At 34.0% G+C, this 17084-nt stretch carries 19 protein-coding genes and 1 other RNA gene; 3 read left to right on the forward strand and 17 right to left on the reverse strand.

Going from position 1 to position 17084, the window contains the following annotated elements; translation table 11 throughout:
- Window positions 1-502: 502 nt before the first annotated feature.
- Window positions 503-1150, forward strand: a complete 648-nt coding sequence (locus tag DM447_RS10310; RefSeq protein WP_112181144.1) for a hypothetical protein — start codon at window positions 503-505, stop codon at window positions 1148-1150.
- Between the two features lie 540 nt (window positions 1151-1690).
- On the opposite strand, the gene DM447_RS10315 is transcribed toward DM447_RS10310, so the two are convergent.
- From DM447_RS10315 to DM447_RS10355, 9 genes are all read right to left on the reverse strand, one after another.
- Window positions 1691-3190, reverse strand: coding sequence for a carboxypeptidase M32 (locus tag DM447_RS10315; protein ID WP_112181145.1), 1500 nt, complete (start codon window positions 3188-3190; stop codon window positions 1691-1693).
- Window positions 3191-3204: 14 nt separating this feature from the next.
- Complete coding sequence (locus DM447_RS10320; RefSeq protein WP_112181146.1) at window positions 3205-4338, reverse strand: THUMP domain-containing class I SAM-dependent RNA methyltransferase; 1134 nt, start codon at window positions 4336-4338, stop codon at window positions 3205-3207.
- Window positions 4339-4439: 101 nt separating this feature from the next.
- Window positions 4440-4828, reverse strand: an RNA gene (gene rnpB, locus DM447_RS10325) — RNase P RNA component class B.
- A gap of 131 nt (window positions 4829-4959) precedes the next feature.
- Entirely contained in the window at window positions 4960-5262 is a 303-nt protein-coding gene (gene gpsB, locus DM447_RS10330; protein ID WP_112181147.1) for a cell division regulator GpsB, read from the reverse strand.
- Window positions 5263-5322: 60 nt separating this feature from the next.
- Window positions 5323-5892: an SLOG family protein gene (locus DM447_RS10335; RefSeq protein ID WP_338418756.1), complete on the reverse strand. Its 570-nt coding sequence runs from the start codon at window positions 5890-5892 to the stop codon at window positions 5323-5325.
- A gap of 72 nt (window positions 5893-5964) precedes the next feature.
- Window positions 5965-6261: a CotD family spore coat protein gene (locus tag DM447_RS10340; protein WP_112181148.1), complete on the reverse strand. Its 297-nt coding sequence runs from the start codon at window positions 6259-6261 to the stop codon at window positions 5965-5967.
- Window positions 6262-6395: 134 nt separating this feature from the next.
- A complete protein-coding gene (locus DM447_RS10345) occupies window positions 6396-6791 on the reverse strand; it encodes a cytidine deaminase (RefSeq protein ID WP_112181149.1) in 396 nt (131 codons plus the stop codon).
- A gap of 49 nt (window positions 6792-6840) precedes the next feature.
- Window positions 6841-7191, reverse strand: a complete 351-nt coding sequence (locus DM447_RS10350; RefSeq protein ID WP_112181150.1) for a DUF1798 family protein — start codon at window positions 7189-7191, stop codon at window positions 6841-6843.
- A 33-nt stretch (window positions 7192-7224) separates the two neighbouring features.
- Entirely contained in the window at window positions 7225-7536 is a 312-nt protein-coding gene (locus DM447_RS10355) for a hypothetical protein (protein WP_112181151.1), read from the reverse strand.
- 315 nt (window positions 7537-7851) lie between these two features.
- Between DM447_RS10355 and recU the strand changes: the two genes are divergently transcribed.
- Both recU and DM447_RS10365 read left to right on the forward strand, forming a co-directional pair.
- On the forward strand, window positions 7852-8442 hold the full coding sequence (recU, locus tag DM447_RS10360; RefSeq protein ID WP_112181152.1) for a Holliday junction resolvase RecU: 591 nt from the start codon (window positions 7852-7854) through the stop codon (window positions 8440-8442).
- Between the two features lie 18 nt (window positions 8443-8460).
- On the forward strand, window positions 8461-10986 hold the full coding sequence (locus DM447_RS10365; RefSeq protein ID WP_112181153.1) for a transglycosylase domain-containing protein: 2526 nt from the start codon (window positions 8461-8463) through the stop codon (window positions 10984-10986).
- Between the two features lie 35 nt (window positions 10987-11021).
- Here DM447_RS10365 and DM447_RS10370 read toward each other — a convergent pair whose 3' ends face one another.
- The 8 genes from DM447_RS10370 to DM447_RS10405 all read right to left on the reverse strand — a co-directional run bounded on the left by DM447_RS10370 (window position 11022) and on the right by DM447_RS10405 (window position 17050).
- On the reverse strand, window positions 11022-11363 hold the full coding sequence (locus tag DM447_RS10370; protein ID WP_112181154.1) for a YpoC family protein: 342 nt from the start codon (window positions 11361-11363) through the stop codon (window positions 11022-11024).
- Window positions 11353-12021, reverse strand: a complete 669-nt coding sequence (gene nth / locus DM447_RS10375) for an endonuclease III (protein ID WP_112181155.1) — start codon at window positions 12019-12021, stop codon at window positions 11353-11355. The genes DM447_RS10370 and nth overlap by 11 nt, the downstream gene beginning before the upstream one ends.
- Before the next feature lie 14 nt (window positions 12022-12035).
- Window positions 12036-12728, reverse strand: coding sequence for a DnaD domain-containing protein (locus DM447_RS10380; protein WP_112181156.1), 693 nt, complete (start codon window positions 12726-12728; stop codon window positions 12036-12038).
- 97 nt (window positions 12729-12825) lie between these two features.
- Window positions 12826-14118: an asparagine--tRNA ligase gene (gene asnS, locus DM447_RS10385; RefSeq protein ID WP_112181157.1), complete on the reverse strand. Its 1293-nt coding sequence runs from the start codon at window positions 14116-14118 to the stop codon at window positions 12826-12828.
- A gap of 27 nt (window positions 14119-14145) precedes the next feature.
- Window positions 14146-15330: a pyridoxal phosphate-dependent aminotransferase gene (locus DM447_RS10390; protein ID WP_112181158.1), complete on the reverse strand. Its 1185-nt coding sequence runs from the start codon at window positions 15328-15330 to the stop codon at window positions 14146-14148.
- 18 nt (window positions 15331-15348) lie between these two features.
- On the reverse strand, window positions 15349-15879 hold the full coding sequence (locus DM447_RS10395) for a cell wall elongation regulator TseB-like domain-containing protein (RefSeq protein ID WP_112181159.1): 531 nt from the start codon (window positions 15877-15879) through the stop codon (window positions 15349-15351).
- Complete coding sequence (locus tag DM447_RS10400; RefSeq protein ID WP_112181160.1) at window positions 15845-16015, reverse strand: YpmA family protein; 171 nt, start codon at window positions 16013-16015, stop codon at window positions 15845-15847. Before DM447_RS10400 ends, DM447_RS10395 begins: the two co-directional genes overlap by 35 nt.
- Before the next feature lie 243 nt (window positions 16016-16258).
- Window positions 16259-17050 (reverse strand): ComEC/Rec2 family competence protein, encoded by a 792-nt coding sequence (locus DM447_RS10405; RefSeq protein WP_112181161.1) that lies wholly within the window; start codon window positions 17048-17050, stop codon window positions 16259-16261.
- Window positions 17051-17084 lie beyond the last annotated feature (34 nt).

A 17084-nucleotide genomic window follows, 5' to 3' on the forward strand; every position in this document is an offset into this window, starting at 1 on the left:
CAAATGGTAAGATATTTTCCAGTAATGTGTATCAGTTAACAGCAACAGTTGCATTTTAAATGACCATCACAACATGTTTACACATAATAATATCGTCAATATAATCATTAAAGTATTACTTTCATCCGCTAAACTGCATCTTTAGTTTAAGTTCAGTATATAAAATAAACCAATTCTTCATAAGAATAATTACTCTAAACATTCAAAGTACATCGGAAAGATCCAGCAATGCAACTCGCTAAATCTCTCAAACATAATACGTTTGTAGTCGTTAAAAATGATTACCATTTATGAATACTAACTTAATATTACACAAGAATGATTGAATAAGAATGTAAACTTTTGAGTTGTACCTTCATATTAATTTAAGATGGAGAACATACATGTACAACTAAATATTTAAATAGAATTTAACATATAAACTATACTATTAATTTATGGTTCTGTCTTCTCCTCTACTCCCCTTAAGATGAGGACACTATCATTAGTTAGGAGTTTTGTTATGTCTTATACAGATGTATTAAAAAAAGAATGGAAATCCGAGGTTAAAATAAATACCCTTGGTTTCTTAACGGCTATTTTTGTTTCGATATATTTTTTTATCACGCAAACTGATTCAGTATTAATATACTTCCTTTTATGGATTTATCCTGCATTGATTTCTATACACCCTGCGCGTCTTCCAAAAGCTACTGTACAGACTTATTGGTCCAAATATCCAGGTCACTCCCTCAATTTTTACCGAGGTAAAGTCTCGTTACGATTTGTTCAGTTAGTGTTACATATGCTATTACTTATCTGTTTAAATCAAATATATAATGCATTCTTTGATTCTAACTTTACAAGTAATTTTTGGAATCATCAATTCTATATTGTTTTCGTGCTTCTTTATTTGTATTTAATGTGTTTAGGACAATCAATGAAAGAAACTATCGTACCTCGAAAAAACTTCGTAAAATCGATCGTACTCATACTTTCGATTTTTGGAGTTACTATATTGGCTGCATTCTTTTCTTGGGTATTTGACTTTATATATTACCTTGTAAATTCTACTTATATTGAATTTAAACTAATGAGACCCCTCGTATTTATGATGTTTTCTATAATTCAATATAATGTAAACAAGAAATTTATCCGTCAATTACCATAGAGCACAAAAGACCACACTAAACAAAGTGACTTTAGATTACCACTAAAGTCGCTTTTCTATTAATCAATTAAACAACTGCGTCCTCAATATAGAATCAGCCAAAAATTACTAGGCGAATACAATACTTAATAATGCAATTAGAGCTACTGTTGATGCATGTTTTAACAACATAACTATTAATAAATCAATTAATATATACTAATCCCGTATTAACTTCATGAAGAATTTTTTTACATTACGTATAGACAAACCAAGTATTAAAGTGTGAATATATATGTCACCTGTTTCAAGAGCATTCAAGATTGATAAATGACCTCTTTTCTCTTACTTCGTATTTCCATCTATGGTAAAAAACTCAATAGTCCTACAACCTCTTCCTCTTATAAAATAAAAAGAGATCATATTCTAACGGGGCAATGTTTTCCCCTATTGAATTGATCTCCTCCATATGACAGTCTAAAGGCATTGAAATTATTCATATTCACTCGCTAACCAATAAGTTTGCAAATATTTTAGAAAAAAGCAGTTGCACAGTTACTGTTATAGATCGTATATTTTTGTGTATTTATCTGTTAAATAGTCCAACAAATAGTTTGCATTCAAAGGTTCATTGGTGACTTCTTTAATGATTTCAAGTGGCTTTTTCATTTTACCATGCTGATGTATGTGACGCGTAAGCCAATTCTTAATTGGAGAAAAATCGCCTGAATTTATTATTTCTTCGATATTCATCTCTTTTGACAATTGATTGTTAAATTGTGCAGCATACATGTAACCTAATGCATAAGATGGGAAATATCCGAAGTCTCCGGCAGACCAATGAATATCTTGTAAAACTCCTTCTTGGTCAGAATTAGGTCTAATTCCTAAATAATCTTCCATCTTCTGATTCCAAGCTTCAGGTAAGTCCTTTACAGCTAACTCCCCATCAATTAGAGCCTTTTCTAATTCATAGCGAATCATAATATGTAAGCAGTATGTTAATTCATCCGCTTCGATTCGGATATAAGAAGGTTTCACTTCATTGATTGCTGTATAAAAGTCAGAAAAATCAAGTGTATGAAAAGCAGCTGGTGCATAGCTATGGAATAAATCAAAATGCTCTTTCCAAAACGCTTCGCTTCTTCCAATGAAGTTTTCCCAGAATAAAGATTGTGACTCATGTATGCCCATAGAAGTTCCACTAGCCATTGGTGTTTGTGCAAGTGACGCAGAGATGTTTTGTTCGTATAAGGCATGTCCACCCTCATGAATGGTACCAAAAACGGCCATGCGGAAATCATTTTCGTCATAACGAGTCGTTACACGCACATCATTCGGATTTATTCCAATTGCAAATGGATGAATTGTTTCATCTAATCTTCCAGCATTAAAGTCATAACCCATCTTCTTTAATATATCTAAACTAAAATTCTTCTGATCATCTTTTGGAAAGTGATGTGTCAACAAATTCGCGTCTGGTTGTACTTTTGCTTCACTAATTTGCTGCACAAGCTTTGTTAAACCTGTCCTAACTTGTGCAAATACGTTATCTAAAATCTCTGTAGTCATTCCTGGTTCATATAAGTCTAATAAGCCATCATATTTATTATCTTGATAGCCCCAATACGTGGCAAACTTTTTATTATAAGATACAAGCTCTTCTAAATAAGGTTGAAGTAGACTGAAATCATTTTCTTCTCTTGCTTTTTGCCAAACAGATTCTGATTTAGAACGAAGTGTAACAAATGCTTTATATTCAGCATCAGGAATTTTGATATTACGTTTATATTCAACTTCACATTCTTCCACTGACTTTTGTAACAGGGTATTACTTGTTTTATCCTTTAACTGATCAATTAAAAGTTTCATTTGATCGGAAGTTGCTAGTTGGTGCATTTTCTGTGATAAGAAACCAATTACTTCTGATCGTTGTTCTGCTCCCTTTTCAGGAATTTTCGTCCTCAAATCCCACTGAACTAATGCTAACGCTTCACGATAAGCATCTTGATCTTTTAATAATTCTTTGAATTCTTCTTCTAATTGTTCTAGAGTTTGCATTTTATCACTCCTTATTACATTCTTTTACCAAAGTATTGATAATAATCCACTTTAATAAAGCCATTAAATAATTTGCGTTTTTTTGTTGCCTTTTTACCATACATGGCTTCAAACTTTTCATCAGATGTTAAGACATAAGAACTCCAAGAAGGATTTGATCGCATCACTTCTCCTACTTGTTGATAGGTATGTCTAACTTCCTCTTGATCGCCAATACGTTCACCGTATGGTGGATTTGATATCAAGTAACCATTCGGCCGTTTAGGATTAAAATCCTTTGCTTGCATCTGTTTCCAATCAATTAAATCTGCTAACCCTGCTTCTGTTGCATTATTTTGTGCAATTTGGATCATTTTGTGATCAATATCAGTGCCAGTAATATCTAACACTTGGTCATAATTAGCAAGATCTTCCGCTTCTTCAAATGCCTTATCCCATATTTTACGCTGAATAAGAGGCCATTCTTCAGATGCGAATGAACGATTAAATCCAGGTGCAATATTTTGTCCTATTAAAGCTGCTTCAATTAAAATCGTACCAGAACCACAGAATAAGTCAACTAAGGGATAATCTGGTTTCCAATTTGTTAATTGCACAAGCGCGGCTGCTAACGTTTCTTTTAATGGCGCTTCCCCTTGACCTGTTCGGTAACCGCGTTTATGTAAGCCAGCACCAGTAGCGTCAATTGTCAAGGTAACGAGATCTTTTAATATCGCAACTTCAACACGATATAATCCATCTGTTTCCGGAATTCGATCTACTATTGAGTACTTATTCTTCAGCCTTTCAACGATTGCTTTTTTAACAATTGCTTGGCAATCAGAGACACTGAACAGTGTTGATTTATGCGACTTTCCTATAACAGGAAATTTTCCGTTTTCAGGTATGTACTGACCCCACTCTAATGCTTTTGTTGCTTCAAAAAGATCATCAAACGTTGTTGCATAAAACTGGCCAATAACGACTTTTAATCGATCTGCCGTACGCAACCACAAATTACAACGTGGGATTGCACTAATATCCGCTTCAAATATTACTTTTCCATTCTCGACTTGTACCTCTGTGTATCCTAACGCTTTGACTTCATTTGCAACTACTGACTCAAGTCCCATTGCAGCTGTTGCTATTAATTTAACTGTTTGTGTCATTATTTTTAATCCCTTCCTATCCAAAATAAAAACCCTTCCAAACACCAATTAACAATTAGTTTAGGAAGGGCAATACATCTTATTTAATAGACCAATGAATGTTTTGTAAGCCATGTTCTGTACTATTTGCACTACAAACGGTGGTCAGCCTCGTGCACAAGTAGTAATCATCTATCTACAAGCAATCAAGCTTGTCCTTGTTTCGGTTGAATTCCCTAATCCAAGATGCCCCTACCAAAATTTGGGTTGCTCACTCATGGGGTTTACCCGTTCCACTCAGACTGTTTCCAGCCTGATTACGTCACTGTGGCACTTTAAAGGACATCACACCATATCTATTTAAATAGACGTAGGTGCTTATCCTGCCGTTAACCATATAGGTTACCTTGATTTATGTCTTCATCAAGCACGAACACTACAAGCATCTCAGTTTGTGTGAGCATGGACTTTCCTCTACACATCATAATATGTGCAGCGATTACTAAAACATTCATCTTATAATTATTTTAATTCAATTTATGCATTATTATTGCCGACCCAGTATTTCATTGCGACAACTAAACTAGTATACCATACTTTTTCATTCTAATGTTGTGGTAATTTACGGTAAATGCATAAACATTAAGAATCTGCGTATTTCTTACCAAATACAGACTTCTCTAAATTAGATAAACGTTTTAAAATATCATAATTGACTTGATGGTTTGAAGTTGATGGTCTCGTTCTAGTTTGATCTGTTGTTTGTTTTTTAATACGATCATTTTCTTGTCTTAGTTTGGCAATCTCATTTGCAAACCGCTCATAGTCTTGAATGATTACATCCAAAAATTCATCTACTTCTTCTTGGTTATATCCACGCATTGACGTTTTAAAATCTTTATCTAAAATATCTTTTGTTTTCAATTGATTAACTTCTTCTGTCATTTTATTCACCTCGTATTTTCCAAAGCTCTGACCCTATTTTTTCAAATTTCTCGCCAAATGTCAATCACTGTTTGGTAAATCAGGATTATTTTCAAGCCATTCTTGTACAATATCATCTAAATCAAATGGTGTTATGTAGTATATTGGATAGTCAGTCTGGTTATGTTTTTTCTTCGCTTCTTCTAAAAAGAACTTTACACTGCCTGGATTTTCTTCATCAACAAGTATAAGGCTTGCTTGACTTTTTTCTAAAAGCCATTTGTTTTTCGCCTTAAATTGATGGGGTCCTTTATAATCGCTTTGGTAAAGTAGTTCAAAAAAGTCAGCTTGAATGATAACTTGCTGATAAGCCTCTTTATATGGCTCAGGCCAACGAGATTCTTGATTATCAAATGGTGGAATAACAGCTAGTTTTATATCATATGTATCCTGTAAATCCATAATTACCTCAGCTGCCCATAATTCTACACCCATTTGACCGGAAACAATGACCCATTCTAACCCTTCCTCAATAAGAGAAATAAGTCTTTTTTCTATTGCCTTTTTTATAAAGCTAATTTTCTGATCATCACTATTATAAATATTTATTTCAAATGATTTATAACCTGTAATAGTTAATATCTTTATCATAGATCCATCTTTCCTTTTTTCATAAAAAAAGCTGGAAGCTCCAGCTTTTTTTATGGTACATAGTTGATTCTATTATCTCCAAAACCCTGGTCTAGGTGGTTGATTCACTGTTGGTGCTGGCGGAGCAGGTACTTGCGGTGCGCCTCCATATACGTTAACACTATTCACAGAATTCTGAAATGATGTTGAATGCGGGTAAATATGCGTATTTTTCACTAAATGATGATTCTTTACCACCGTATGTGATGGATGAATATACTGTACATTACTCTGACTAGCAGTATTTACCTCATTACACGTAGTAGGGCAAACAATAGTTTCCGTTGGCCCACAAGCTTGATTACCATAAAAAGGTTTGTGATGTCTCATAAAATTATCTCCTCTCCAATTGTTTAACAGTTAACAATCATTCTCTGAATACAAAGTAATGATTGATTCCCTATTAACCTATGTTAGGATTGGGATAATTGTCTGAGTCAATGTCCTAGTTTTTTAAACTTTCTTTATTTCATATCTGTAGCTTGAAAAGAGTACGGTAATAATTGATCAATTGTTACTGTCTTTAAATCATTTTTTAAATTCGTAATATGCACAGAGACATCTTGATTAAAAAATTCACTCATCACTTGTCGACATGATCCACAAGGGGATATTGCTCTATCTGTATCCGCAACAACCGCTAATTGTTTGAATTCCGTTTCTCCTTCTGAAATTGCTTTAAATATTGCTACTCTCTCTGCACACAAGCTTACAGGATAAGCAGCATTTTCAATATTACAACCTAAATAGACTTTCCCAGACCTTGTTTCTAAGGCTGCACCAACTGCAAATTTAGAATACGGTATATATGCTTGTTTTCTAGCTTCCTTTGCACTTTCAATTAATGTTTCTTTATCCATACAGGAACCCTTCTCTCACTTTTTTATGTAAATTTGAACAGAATATTCTTTATTGGAAATCTTCTAATATTAAATCGCATACATATTGTACGGATTGGTACAATTCCATATATCTTTTTCTTTTTACATCTATGTAATAACTATGCATTAATAATAGATCCATATTCTCTCTTGTCGATGCCACTTGCTGTGGATGTACACGGATATTTCTGTTTTTAACATGCTCAGCTGCAAGAGTTTCCCATGATTCATTTAATTGAAACACGGGAATTGTCTTTTCTTTTACAAAAAGGAAAAAGTCTTTGTCGCGTTTATGTGCTGGTTTCTCTTGTTCAAGATAATTTGACTTCAACAATTCTAATTCTTTTTTTAATTGAATGGTTGTTTCTTTTAAATTCATTCTTATCGCTCCAATCACTACCTTCTTACTTTATCATGATTTTTGTACAAATGGGAGTAATTTAACCCAATTTTTATTTCTTTTCTGTCTCTTTAAAGGAATGGAATGGACATTATCTGCATGCGTTTGTTGCAAATCTTCTACTATCTTATGGATATGATTCACTTCCTGTTGTAAATTTTCAATTTCACCACGATGAGCCAATACCATCGTTAACACAACATCATCAGCCTTAGAACTAATGCGTTGATCCATTAAACGAATAGTTTCGATAAGTTTTGTATAGGATTGATTATATGCTTGTTTTGATACACCATTCATTTGATTGACTAATTTTTGTCCCAAATCGATCACTCCTCTAGTTTAAGTTTGCATTGTTTTAAAGATTCTCTATCGAATGAAATAACCCTGCACAGTTGACAAAACTAGAAGAAAACATACATATTTAGTGCAAAAAATCTTATTTTTTTATCTGAATCATTCTATCAATAGATTAGCTTGTTTTTGTAAAAATAGTGAAAAACAATTATAATAAGATAAAGCTTTGATCTTCCCTATCAAAAATAGGTATTTGCACACATTTTTGTAAAAAAAGACACTTTTATACTCAATTTGCGGACTTATTTGGTATGATACTTTCTAGCAGGAGGAATAAATAGCATGAATTACCCGAATGGGAGTAAAGCTTCCTCCCAGTCTAAACTTACTACTAATAAAAATAAGACAAGCTTTAGTAATCGTGGAATGACGTTAGAAGATGACATTAATGATACAAACGACTACTACCGTATCACGAATCTAGCAGTCATTCATAAGAAACCCACGCCAGTGCAAATTGTCAAAGTAGATTATCCGAAGCGAAGTGCAGCAGTAATCAAGGAAGGTTATTTTAAACAGGCTTCCACCACTGACTATAATGGGATATATCGATCCAAGTACATTGACTTTGAGGCAAAAGAAACGAAAAATAAAACATCGTTTCCTCTTAGCAATATTCATGATCATCAAATAGATCATATGAGGACAATTATCGATCATGGTGGTATCTGTTTTCTATTAATTCGATTTGCTGTATATGATCAAACTTTTTTTCTACCAGCAATGAAACTTTTCCCTTATTGGGATCGTCAATCTAATGGTGGAAAAAAATCTATTCCCTATCAAGAGATTAAGGAAGCTGGTGTTGAAATCCCAATAGCTTTCCAAGCACGAATAGATTATTTGAAAATTATTGACCAGCTTTACTTTTAGAACGGAGGAAGATGAGTTATGGCAAATGATAGCCAATCTCGAGCAGCAAGAAGAAAACAACAAAATCAATCAAAAAAGAAAAATAAATCTATATTCAAAAAAACATTGCTAGTCATAGGCATTGTATTTTTAGCATCTGTTATCGGAATTGGTGGGTTATTCACTTATTATGTTGCCACTGCGCCTAACTTAGATGGTGCATTACTTTCAGATCCTGCTTCTTCAAAAATTTATGATATGGATGAAGAATTATATGCGGATCTAGGTACTGAAAAGCGAACAAAAATTAGTTATACAGATCTACCAGATACATTAATTGATGCGGTATTAGCAACAGAGGATGTCCGTTTCTTTGAACATTCTGGTATTGATTTAAGAAGGATTGGCGCAGCAGTTTTAGCCAATTTCACGGATGGATTTGGTTCCGAAGGTGCAAGTACAATTACACAACAGGTAGTAAAAGATTCATTTCTATCTACTGATAAAACAATAAAAAGAAAAGTACAAGAACAATGGATAGCGATTCAATTAGATCGTGAATATTCAAAAGAAGAAATACTTGAAATGTATCTAAATAAAATCTATTATGGCTCTGGTGCTTATGGTGTTGCAACAGCGGCAAATACGTATTTTAGTAAAACGGATTTATCAGAATTAACGCTTGCAGAATCTGCTATTTTAGCTGGTTTACCACAACGACCTTCTGCATACGCTCCAACAGTTAATCCTGATTTAACCCAAGAAAGAATGGAAACTGTTTTAACTTTAATGGTAAGACACGGTAAGATTACAGAAGCAGAAGCCGAAGAAGCGAAAGCTGTTAATGTAGAAGATATATTAAATGTTTCGGTAGAACAAGAAACACCGTATCAAGCTTTTATACAAAAAGTAGCCGATGAAGTGGAAGAAAAAACAGGTGCAAATATTTATACAGATGGTTTACAAGTTTACACTACACTTGATCCCGTTGCGCAGGAAGAAGTTGAATTGGTCTTATCTAATTCAGATGATAACCCTATTGACTTTCCGGATGACGAGTTACAATCAGGTATTGTTGTAACAGCTACCAATACCGGTGCTATTCGAGCTATTGGTGGTGGAAGAAATCGTGAAAATAATAATGGTTGGAATTACGCTTTTCAAGGTGATGGTCGACAAGCTGGTTCAGCAATTAAACCTATACTTGATTATGGACCTGCAATTGAATATCTAAATTGGTCAACATACCAACAAATAAATGATGATGCACCTTATGAAATTGGAAATGAAGCTGGGGATACGATTAATAACTGGAATAATCAATTCCAAGGATGGATGAGCATTCGATATGCCCTCCAATGGTCACTTAATGTTCCTGCCGTTAAAACGTTAGATGAAGTTGGTACGTCACAAGCAGCAGATTTCGCGAATGGTTTAGGTTTTAATTATGATGAAAATAATTTAGGTATTACAGAGGCGATTGGAGGAGCTGAATCAGATGTCACTCCACTAGTAATGGCTGGAGCTTATAGTGCATTTGGTAATGAAGGTATTTACAATGAACCATATGCTGTAACAAAGATTGTTTATGATGACGGTAGCTCAGAAGATTTGAAATCAGAGCCAGTAGCTGCTATGTCTGACTCAACTGCTTACATGATAACAGATATGTTGAAATCGGTAGTTCAAAGTGGTACAGGTACAGTTGCAAATGTATCTAGTATTCCAATGGCAGGGAAAACGGGAACAACTGATAACGATGCAGATATTTGGTTTGCAGGTTATAGCACAAATTACACTGTTTCTGTATGGTCTGGTTACCCAGAAGGTAATGAAAGAGCAGTACCTGATACAAAGATTTCACAAAATTTATTTAATCATGTTATGTCAACTATATCAGCAGGCGTTGAGACACCGGACTTTGAGAGACCTAGTTCTGTTGTTGAAGTGAAGGTTGAAAAAGGTTCAAACCCTGCTAAATTAGCAAGTTCATACACCCCGTCATCACAGATAGTTACTGAATTATTTAAAAAAGGTTATGAACCAGAAGCGACATCCGAAAAGTTTGAACAAATTGATCCTGTTTCAAGCTTACGTGCAAGTTATGATGAAGAATCGAATCTGATTGATGTCTCCTGGAGTTATAATGGTGACGAAGATGTTACATTCCAAGTTAGTACCGGTTCAAATAGTACAACTACTGATAATAACGAACTTGAAATAAGTAACGTGGAAAGAGGCACTTCTTACACCATTGAAGTTATTGCGATCAGTAATACTGATGAAAGTAATGTAAGTGAAGTAAAAACTGTTGAAGTCACTGTTCCAGAGGAAGAAGTTGAAGAAGAAGAACCTGAAGAAGAAATAGAAGAAGAAGAACCTGTGGAGCCTGAGGAAACGGAAGAACCCGAGGAACCCGCAGAACCTGAAGATACTGATGAAAATAGTGAAGAACAAGACGATCCAGCTAGTGATGATTCGACCGAAGATGAAGAAACGACAGAAGATCCAGAAACTCCTGTAGTTACTCCACCAGAAGAAGAAGAAGAAACGACACAAGAATAATATAGATAAAAAAAGGCAGCATCTGCTGCCTTTTTTTATTGCTCTAATATTTCCGCTTTTGCATACAGTTTCTCTGTTTCTTTATACAATTCATTCAAATGAATATAAGAGTGATATTGATGTGGGTATGACTGTATAAATTGAATTCTTTCTTTTATATTTAATGGTTTGTAGGTGAAGTTTTCCAGTTTGTCAACACCATCTAGTTCTTCATCCCACTTCTCTTTATTTAATAAAAATAACAAGTGAATATAGTTTTTAATAAACTGTTGCATAGGAAAAGAAGCTTCTTGAAATTTTCTTTCATGAAATAGATTTGAAATATTTCCTGATTTATCTTTCCATTCGTTCAACAATTCTATCCCTTCAGTTTGCATATTCCTCACGTTCCTTTTGTTTCATTCTTTTCTTACCTTCTCGACAAATAGTTAACAAGGGGCATGCAGGACAATTAGGATTTCTTGCTTTACAATGATAGCGACCAAAGAAAATCAAGCGGTGGTGTGTATCACTCCACTCCTCTTTGGGGACCTTGCGCATTAATGTCTTCTCCACTTCTAAGACAGAATCTTTCCAACGACACAAAGCCAATCGTTTAGATACACGTTCAACATGTGTATCTACAGCAATTGCTGGTTCTTTAAAAGCTACTGATGCAACAACATTTGCTGTTTTACGGCCAACACCAGCTAATGTTTCTAAATCTGCTTTACTTTCTGGAACCTCTCCATTAAAGTTATCCAATAATGATTGGCAAAGCTTTTGTATATTTTTTGCTTTATTACGATATAAACCAATAGATCGTATATCTTGCTCTAATTCTTCAACTGTTACAGCTAAAAAATCTTCCGGAGTTTGGTATTTTTGGAAGAGATTTTTAGTTACTTTATTAACCAAATTATCTGTACACTGCGCTGATAAAAGAACAGCAATTACAAGTTCAAATGGATTTTTATGCACGAGTTCACATTCTGCGTTTGGATACATTTCCTTTAAACTATCTAAAACGTAAGCAATATCTTTTTTATTAAGCATAATACTTTCTCTCCTTATTCATCTTCTAACCAATTGTAATACAAGGAGACATCCCGTTTTGGCTCTTCTCGTTCTAAGTTTGAATTTGATTGATTACTATGGAATGATTTACTCTGTTCTCTTGCTTGTTCAACAGATCGAATTCCTTTCTTCTTCCACTCTCGTAAGATTCGATCTATATATTTAAAATTGAGTTTACTCATTAATACAGCTTCACGTAAGGCTGCTTTAATAAGTGCAGGTTTTTGTTCATCTTCATCAATCCAAATATTAATCGTCTCAATTTCAAATGGTGATAATGCTCGTCCGAATTCTTGTTCAAATAAAAGAAAGATATTCATTGCAAGCTCATGATCCGTGTCATCTTTTTTTGGTTGAGCTTCCTGATATAACTTCTCCCACAAAGGTTCGAGGGAATATTGTTCACCCATCAAAACTTGTTCTGCTTCATTTTGTTCAATTGCTAACATATTTTTTTGTATTAATTTGCGTAATATCGTCGAACACTCTTGTTGATCAAACGAGACACAGTCAGCTATTTCATCAGGTGTTGGAAAATAAACCGCAGATATACTAAAGCGATGAATTTGCAAAAGAACAATGACATCTTTTTCTGTTAATCCAAGTGTATGATATTCTCCTAATAGTTTTGCAGGAATCGTTAATTGATCCCTCAAAAAGGTTTGATAAGAATGTTTATTTTTCATGTAAGTCACCTCAAAATAGTCTGAACATCTTTAGAAATTGATAGTAAAACCCCTGACAACATCAAATATGTCAAGGGTTCTACATTAAATAAACCTATTATGGATATAGTCGATTTAACAGACGTGGAAAAGGAATTGTCTCACGTACGTGTTCAACACCTGAGAACCATGCAACCGTTCTTTCTAAACCTAATCCGAATCCTGCATGTGGAACACTTCCAAATTGACGTAATTCTAAATACCATTTGTAAGCATCACCTGATAATTTATGTTCATCATAACGCTGCTTCAATAATTCCAGGTCATCTATTCTTTGTGACCCGCCTATAACCTCACCATAGCCTTCTGGTGCAATCAAGTCAGCACATAAGACTACTTCTGGCCGATTTGGATCAGGCTTCATGTAGAAGGCTTTAATGTCGGCTGGGTAATTCGTAATAAATACTGGTAAGTCAAAACTTTCTGCAATCGCCGTTTCATGAGGAGATCCAAAATCTTCGCCCCACTCAATATCTGTGAAACCTTTTTCTTTAAGGAGTTCCACCGCTTTATCATATGTAATCCGTGGAAATGGCGCTTTAATTTTTTCTAATTTAGATACATCACGTTCAAGTGTTTTTAATTCTAATTGACAATTATCTAAAACTGCTTGCGCTAAATAACTAACATAATTTTCTTGAACTTCTAAACTTTCCTCATGATTCATAAATGCCATTTCTGGTTCAATCATCCAGAACTCAATTAAATGTCTTCGTGTTTTAGACTTTTCTGCTCTGAAAGTTGGTCCAAAAGAAAATACTTTACCAAACGCCATTGCTGCTGCTTCCATGTATAATTGGCCACTTTGTGAAAGATATGCCTCTTCATCGAAGTATTGTGTGTGAAACAATTCTGTCGTACCTTCTGCAGCAGCTCCAGTTAAAATCGGTGGATCAATTTTCATATAGCCATTTTCATTGAAAAATTGGTAAGTTGCACGAATTATTTCGTTACGGATTTTCATAATTGCATGCTGTTTTTTAGAACGTAACCATAAATGACGATGATCCATTAAAAACTCAGTACCATGCTCTTTTGGTGTTATCGGAAAATCAACTGCAGCATGAATAATTTCAATTTCTTTGACTTGTAGTTCATAACCAAACGCTGAACGTGTATCTTCTACAACAGTCCCAGTAACATACAATGATGTTTCTTGCGTTATATTTTTAGCCAATTGAAAGATTTCCTCTTCTACATCAGCTTTTGCAACGACACCTTGGATAAAACCTGTTCCATCTCTAAGTTGAAGAAAAGCAATTTTACCACTTGATCTTTTATTGGCTAACCATGTGCCAATTCTCACTTCTTCCCCTACATGTTTTGCTACTTGATCTATTGTTGTTTTCATCCTTAATTCCTCCAAAAATCTCAATACTTATGATTGATGATTAATTACAAATCGTTTAATTCTCTTCATTGCTTCCTCTAGTTGCTCTAACGAAATCGCATAGGAAAGTCTGACATTTTCTGCTGCACCAAAACCAGTTCCAGGAACCAATGCTACCTTTTCCTCTTCTAATATTGCTTCTACCCAATCATCAACTGTTTTATAACCTGTCATCTTAACTGCTTCTTTTACATTTGGAAATAAATAAAAAGCACCTTTTGGTTTAACACATGTAATACCAGGTATTGCAGTGAGCCATTGATAGGTTTTCTCTAATCTATCTTGGAACGCTACACGCATCTGTTCAATTTCTTCATCTCCGTTTGAATAGGCAGCCAATGCAGCATATTGTGCAATTGATGTTGGGTTTGACGTTGAATGTGATGCTAGTCCCGTCATTGCTTTAATAATTTGTTTGTTGCCAATCGCATAACCAATTCGCCAGCCTGTCATAGAGTGAGATTTTGATACACCATTAATAATGATGGTTTGTTCTTTTAATGCGTCGGAAATCTCAGCTATTGATACATGTGCTTCTTCTGTATAGATTAGCTTCTCATAAATTTCATCTGAGACAATCAAAACATTATTCTCCAAACAAATTTTACCAAGGTCGTTTAATTCCGATTTAGTATACATAGAACCTGTTGGGTTACTTGGTGAATTAATAATAACAGCTTTTGTTTTATCTGTTATCGCATTCTTTAGTTGATCAGGTGTTAATTTAAACTGGCTCTTTTCATCCGCTTCTACATAAATAGGTGTACCTTGGGCTAACTTAATTTGTTCTGGATAGCTTACCCAATAAGGCGAAGGAACAATTACTTCATCGTCAGGATTTAACAAAACTTGAAATAAAGTATATAGTGCATGTTTAGCACCAGTAGTAACGATGATTTGATCTCGATCATAGTCTAAATGTTGATCGTTTCTCATTTTCTCAATAATTGCATCTTTTAACTCTACTATACCACCTGCAGGAGTGTACTTTGTAAATCCACTTCTCATTGCATTTGTTGCTGCATCTAGAATATATGATGGTGTATTAAAATCTGGTTCACCTGCGCCTAATCCGATAACATCATGTCCTGCATCTTTTAGCTCTTTTGCTTTAACAGTAATTGCTAATGTTGAGGATGGCGTCAATGCTTGTACTCGATGTGCTAATTCCATTTGATCACCCTTCTTTTTTTAATAATCATTTGAAAACGATACACCACTATCATAAGACCCATCATCTAAGCGGTAGTATGCATAACTTAATCGATCTTCTGCATCAAAGTAACTTAATTCTAACAATGGGGTATCCCCTCTGATCCCGTATTGTGATTGTAATAGCTCACATGATGTACTACAGGAATTTTGCCATTGTGATAATAACGTATTCTTATCCAAAAAATTAGATAACTCAAAAGTTTTTATCTCAACTTCTTGATTTGAAACCTCTACAAAGGCAAGGATACTGTCACCAGTTTCTGTCTGTCCCTCTACCACATTATAATAAATCTCACCGTGATAGCGAGAAATATCATCTATTTCAATGATCGCTGTTTCTTCTAGCACACGTTCTTCTGAAGTTGAAAAGTCGGACGTTTTATTCGCTTCTACAGTTTGATACAAGATGACACTGTAAACAAAGATTCCAATAATAAGCAGAATAAATCCAACTAGAATCCAACTTAGCCAATTAGGTACGGTAAATAGTAAAGATTGCTTTTTCATGATCATCCTCATCCAATGCTAATCCAAACATTAAATCATCTTCTTTCAATGTACGATTTAAACTGTCAACTATTTTATACATGTCTGTTGAATGTGTTAATTTTACTGTTGATAATGTTTCTATTTTATCCTTCATAAATATCTCCTAAATGTGAATTTTTAATTAACTGAGAATTAAAGTGTTTTTATTACAAAAAATTGTTACACATAGATAACTAATTCATTTGTATACTAATGATATGTTGAAAAGAAATATGTAATATGTCTATATATTATAACAGGTTTTATGACAAAAATTGATAGACAATTATAATTTTTCAACTAAATTTATCCCAACCCACCATATTTACTGTGTACAGTTTACTGTACACAGGTTTTTTTATGAAATTATTTCGTAATCATTCAAGTCCATTCGGATAATTGTCGTTCCTACTTGTTTTAGTTGGTAGACATCAATCCAAGATTCATTAAGTCTCTCCATTAAATCTTTATTAGGTGTACCAGCCTCTTGATTAAAAACTATACTAATATGTGGATCCATTTTCTGTAACAATTTTGCGCTGGGGGAATTACTTTGACCATAATCAGCAATTTTAATTATTTCAGACTGCAAATTGTAAGCTTCCAATCCTTTATCACTATCTGGATCATTGACACTCATATACAAAATGCTGTTTTTTCCAAATTCAATTAAAAACGTCATTTCTCCCGCAGTATTTGTTTGTAATACATGAATGTTTAAAGCACTACCAAGTTTGATTTGGTCATCTTTTTTCCACATTGTTTTATTAGTGATACCTGTTAATAACTGTTTTTCTGAATTTGCATAATAAACATTTTGCACATCAAAATTCTCGTGTATTTGATCTATATTACCACAGTATTCTTCTGTTTGCTTCGTTAGTATTAAGCCATCCAACTTCTCTACATGTAGTTCCTTTAACTGTTTCCAAAGCTCTAATCTACTCTCTTTTGAACCAGTATTAATCAAAAAATTCTTACCATCAGGTGTTTGAATAATAGTTGCTTCACCATCTGGTATATTCAGAAATGAAACATATAATTCGTTTTCCTCGACCGGCGATGTTGAGGCAATCACATTAATTATACCAGTTACTGGAAAGAAGAACAACGCTAATAAAAGCGTAAAAACATGAATAAATCGATTCATCTAATCACCTACTTCACAATATTGTAGGCTTAGG

The sequence above is a fragment of the Paraliobacillus zengyii genome (assembly GCF_003268595.1).
Taxonomy (GTDB): Bacteria; Bacillota; Bacilli; order Bacillales; family Amphibacillaceae; genus Paraliobacillus_A; species Paraliobacillus_A zengyii.

Bases quoted from the DNA above. Each gene is read 5' to 3' on its own strand.
- DM447_RS10310 (WP_112181144.1), top strand. From the start codon at position 503: ATGTCTTATACAGATGTATTAAAAAAAGAATGGAAATCCGAGGTTAAA.
- DM447_RS10315 (WP_112181145.1), bottom strand. From the start codon at position 3,190: ATGCAAACTCTAGAACAATTAGAAGAAGAATTCAAAGAATTATTAAAA.
- DM447_RS10320 (WP_112181146.1), bottom strand. From the start codon at position 4,338: ATGACACAAACAGTTAAATTAATAGCAACAGCTGCAATGGGACTTGAG.
- gpsB (WP_112181147.1), bottom strand. From the start codon at position 5,262: ATGACAGAAGAAGTTAATCAATTGAAAACAAAAGATATTTTAGATAAA.
- DM447_RS10335 (WP_338418756.1), bottom strand. From the start codon at position 5,892: ATGATAAAGATATTAACTATTACAGGTTATAAATCATTTGAAATAAAT.
- DM447_RS10340 (WP_112181148.1), bottom strand. From the start codon at position 6,261: ATGAGACATCACAAACCTTTTTATGGTAATCAAGCTTGTGGGCCAACG.
- DM447_RS10345 (WP_112181149.1), bottom strand. From the start codon at position 6,791: ATGGATAAAGAAACATTAATTGAAAGTGCAAAGGAAGCTAGAAAACAA.
- DM447_RS10350 (WP_112181150.1), bottom strand. From the start codon at position 7,191: ATGAATTTAAAAGAAACAACCATTCAATTAAAAAAAGAATTAGAATTG.
- recU (WP_112181152.1), top strand. From the start codon at position 7,852: ATGAATTACCCGAATGGGAGTAAAGCTTCCTCCCAGTCTAAACTTACT.
- DM447_RS10365 (WP_112181153.1), top strand. From the start codon at position 8,461: ATGGCAAATGATAGCCAATCTCGAGCAGCAAGAAGAAAACAACAAAAT.
- DM447_RS10370 (WP_112181154.1), bottom strand. From the start codon at position 11,363: ATGCAAACTGAAGGGATAGAATTGTTGAACGAATGGAAAGATAAATCA.
- nth (WP_112181155.1), bottom strand. From the start codon at position 12,021: ATGCTTAATAAAAAAGATATTGCTTACGTTTTAGATAGTTTAAAGGAA.
- DM447_RS10380 (WP_112181156.1), bottom strand. From the start codon at position 12,728: ATGAAAAATAAACATTCTTATCAAACCTTTTTGAGGGATCAATTAACG.
- asnS (WP_112181157.1), bottom strand. From the start codon at position 14,118: ATGAAAACAACAATAGATCAAGTAGCAAAACATGTAGGGGAAGAAGTG.
- DM447_RS10390 (WP_112181158.1), bottom strand. From the start codon at position 15,330: ATGGAATTAGCACATCGAGTACAAGCATTGACGCCATCCTCAACATTA.
- DM447_RS10395 (WP_112181159.1), bottom strand. From the start codon at position 15,879: ATGAAAAAGCAATCTTTACTATTTACCGTACCTAATTGGCTAAGTTGG.
- DM447_RS10400 (WP_112181160.1), bottom strand. From the start codon at position 16,015: ATGAAGGATAAAATAGAAACATTATCAACAGTAAAATTAACACATTCA.
- DM447_RS10405 (WP_112181161.1), bottom strand. From the start codon at position 17,050: ATGAATCGATTTATTCATGTTTTTACGCTTTTATTAGCGTTGTTCTTC.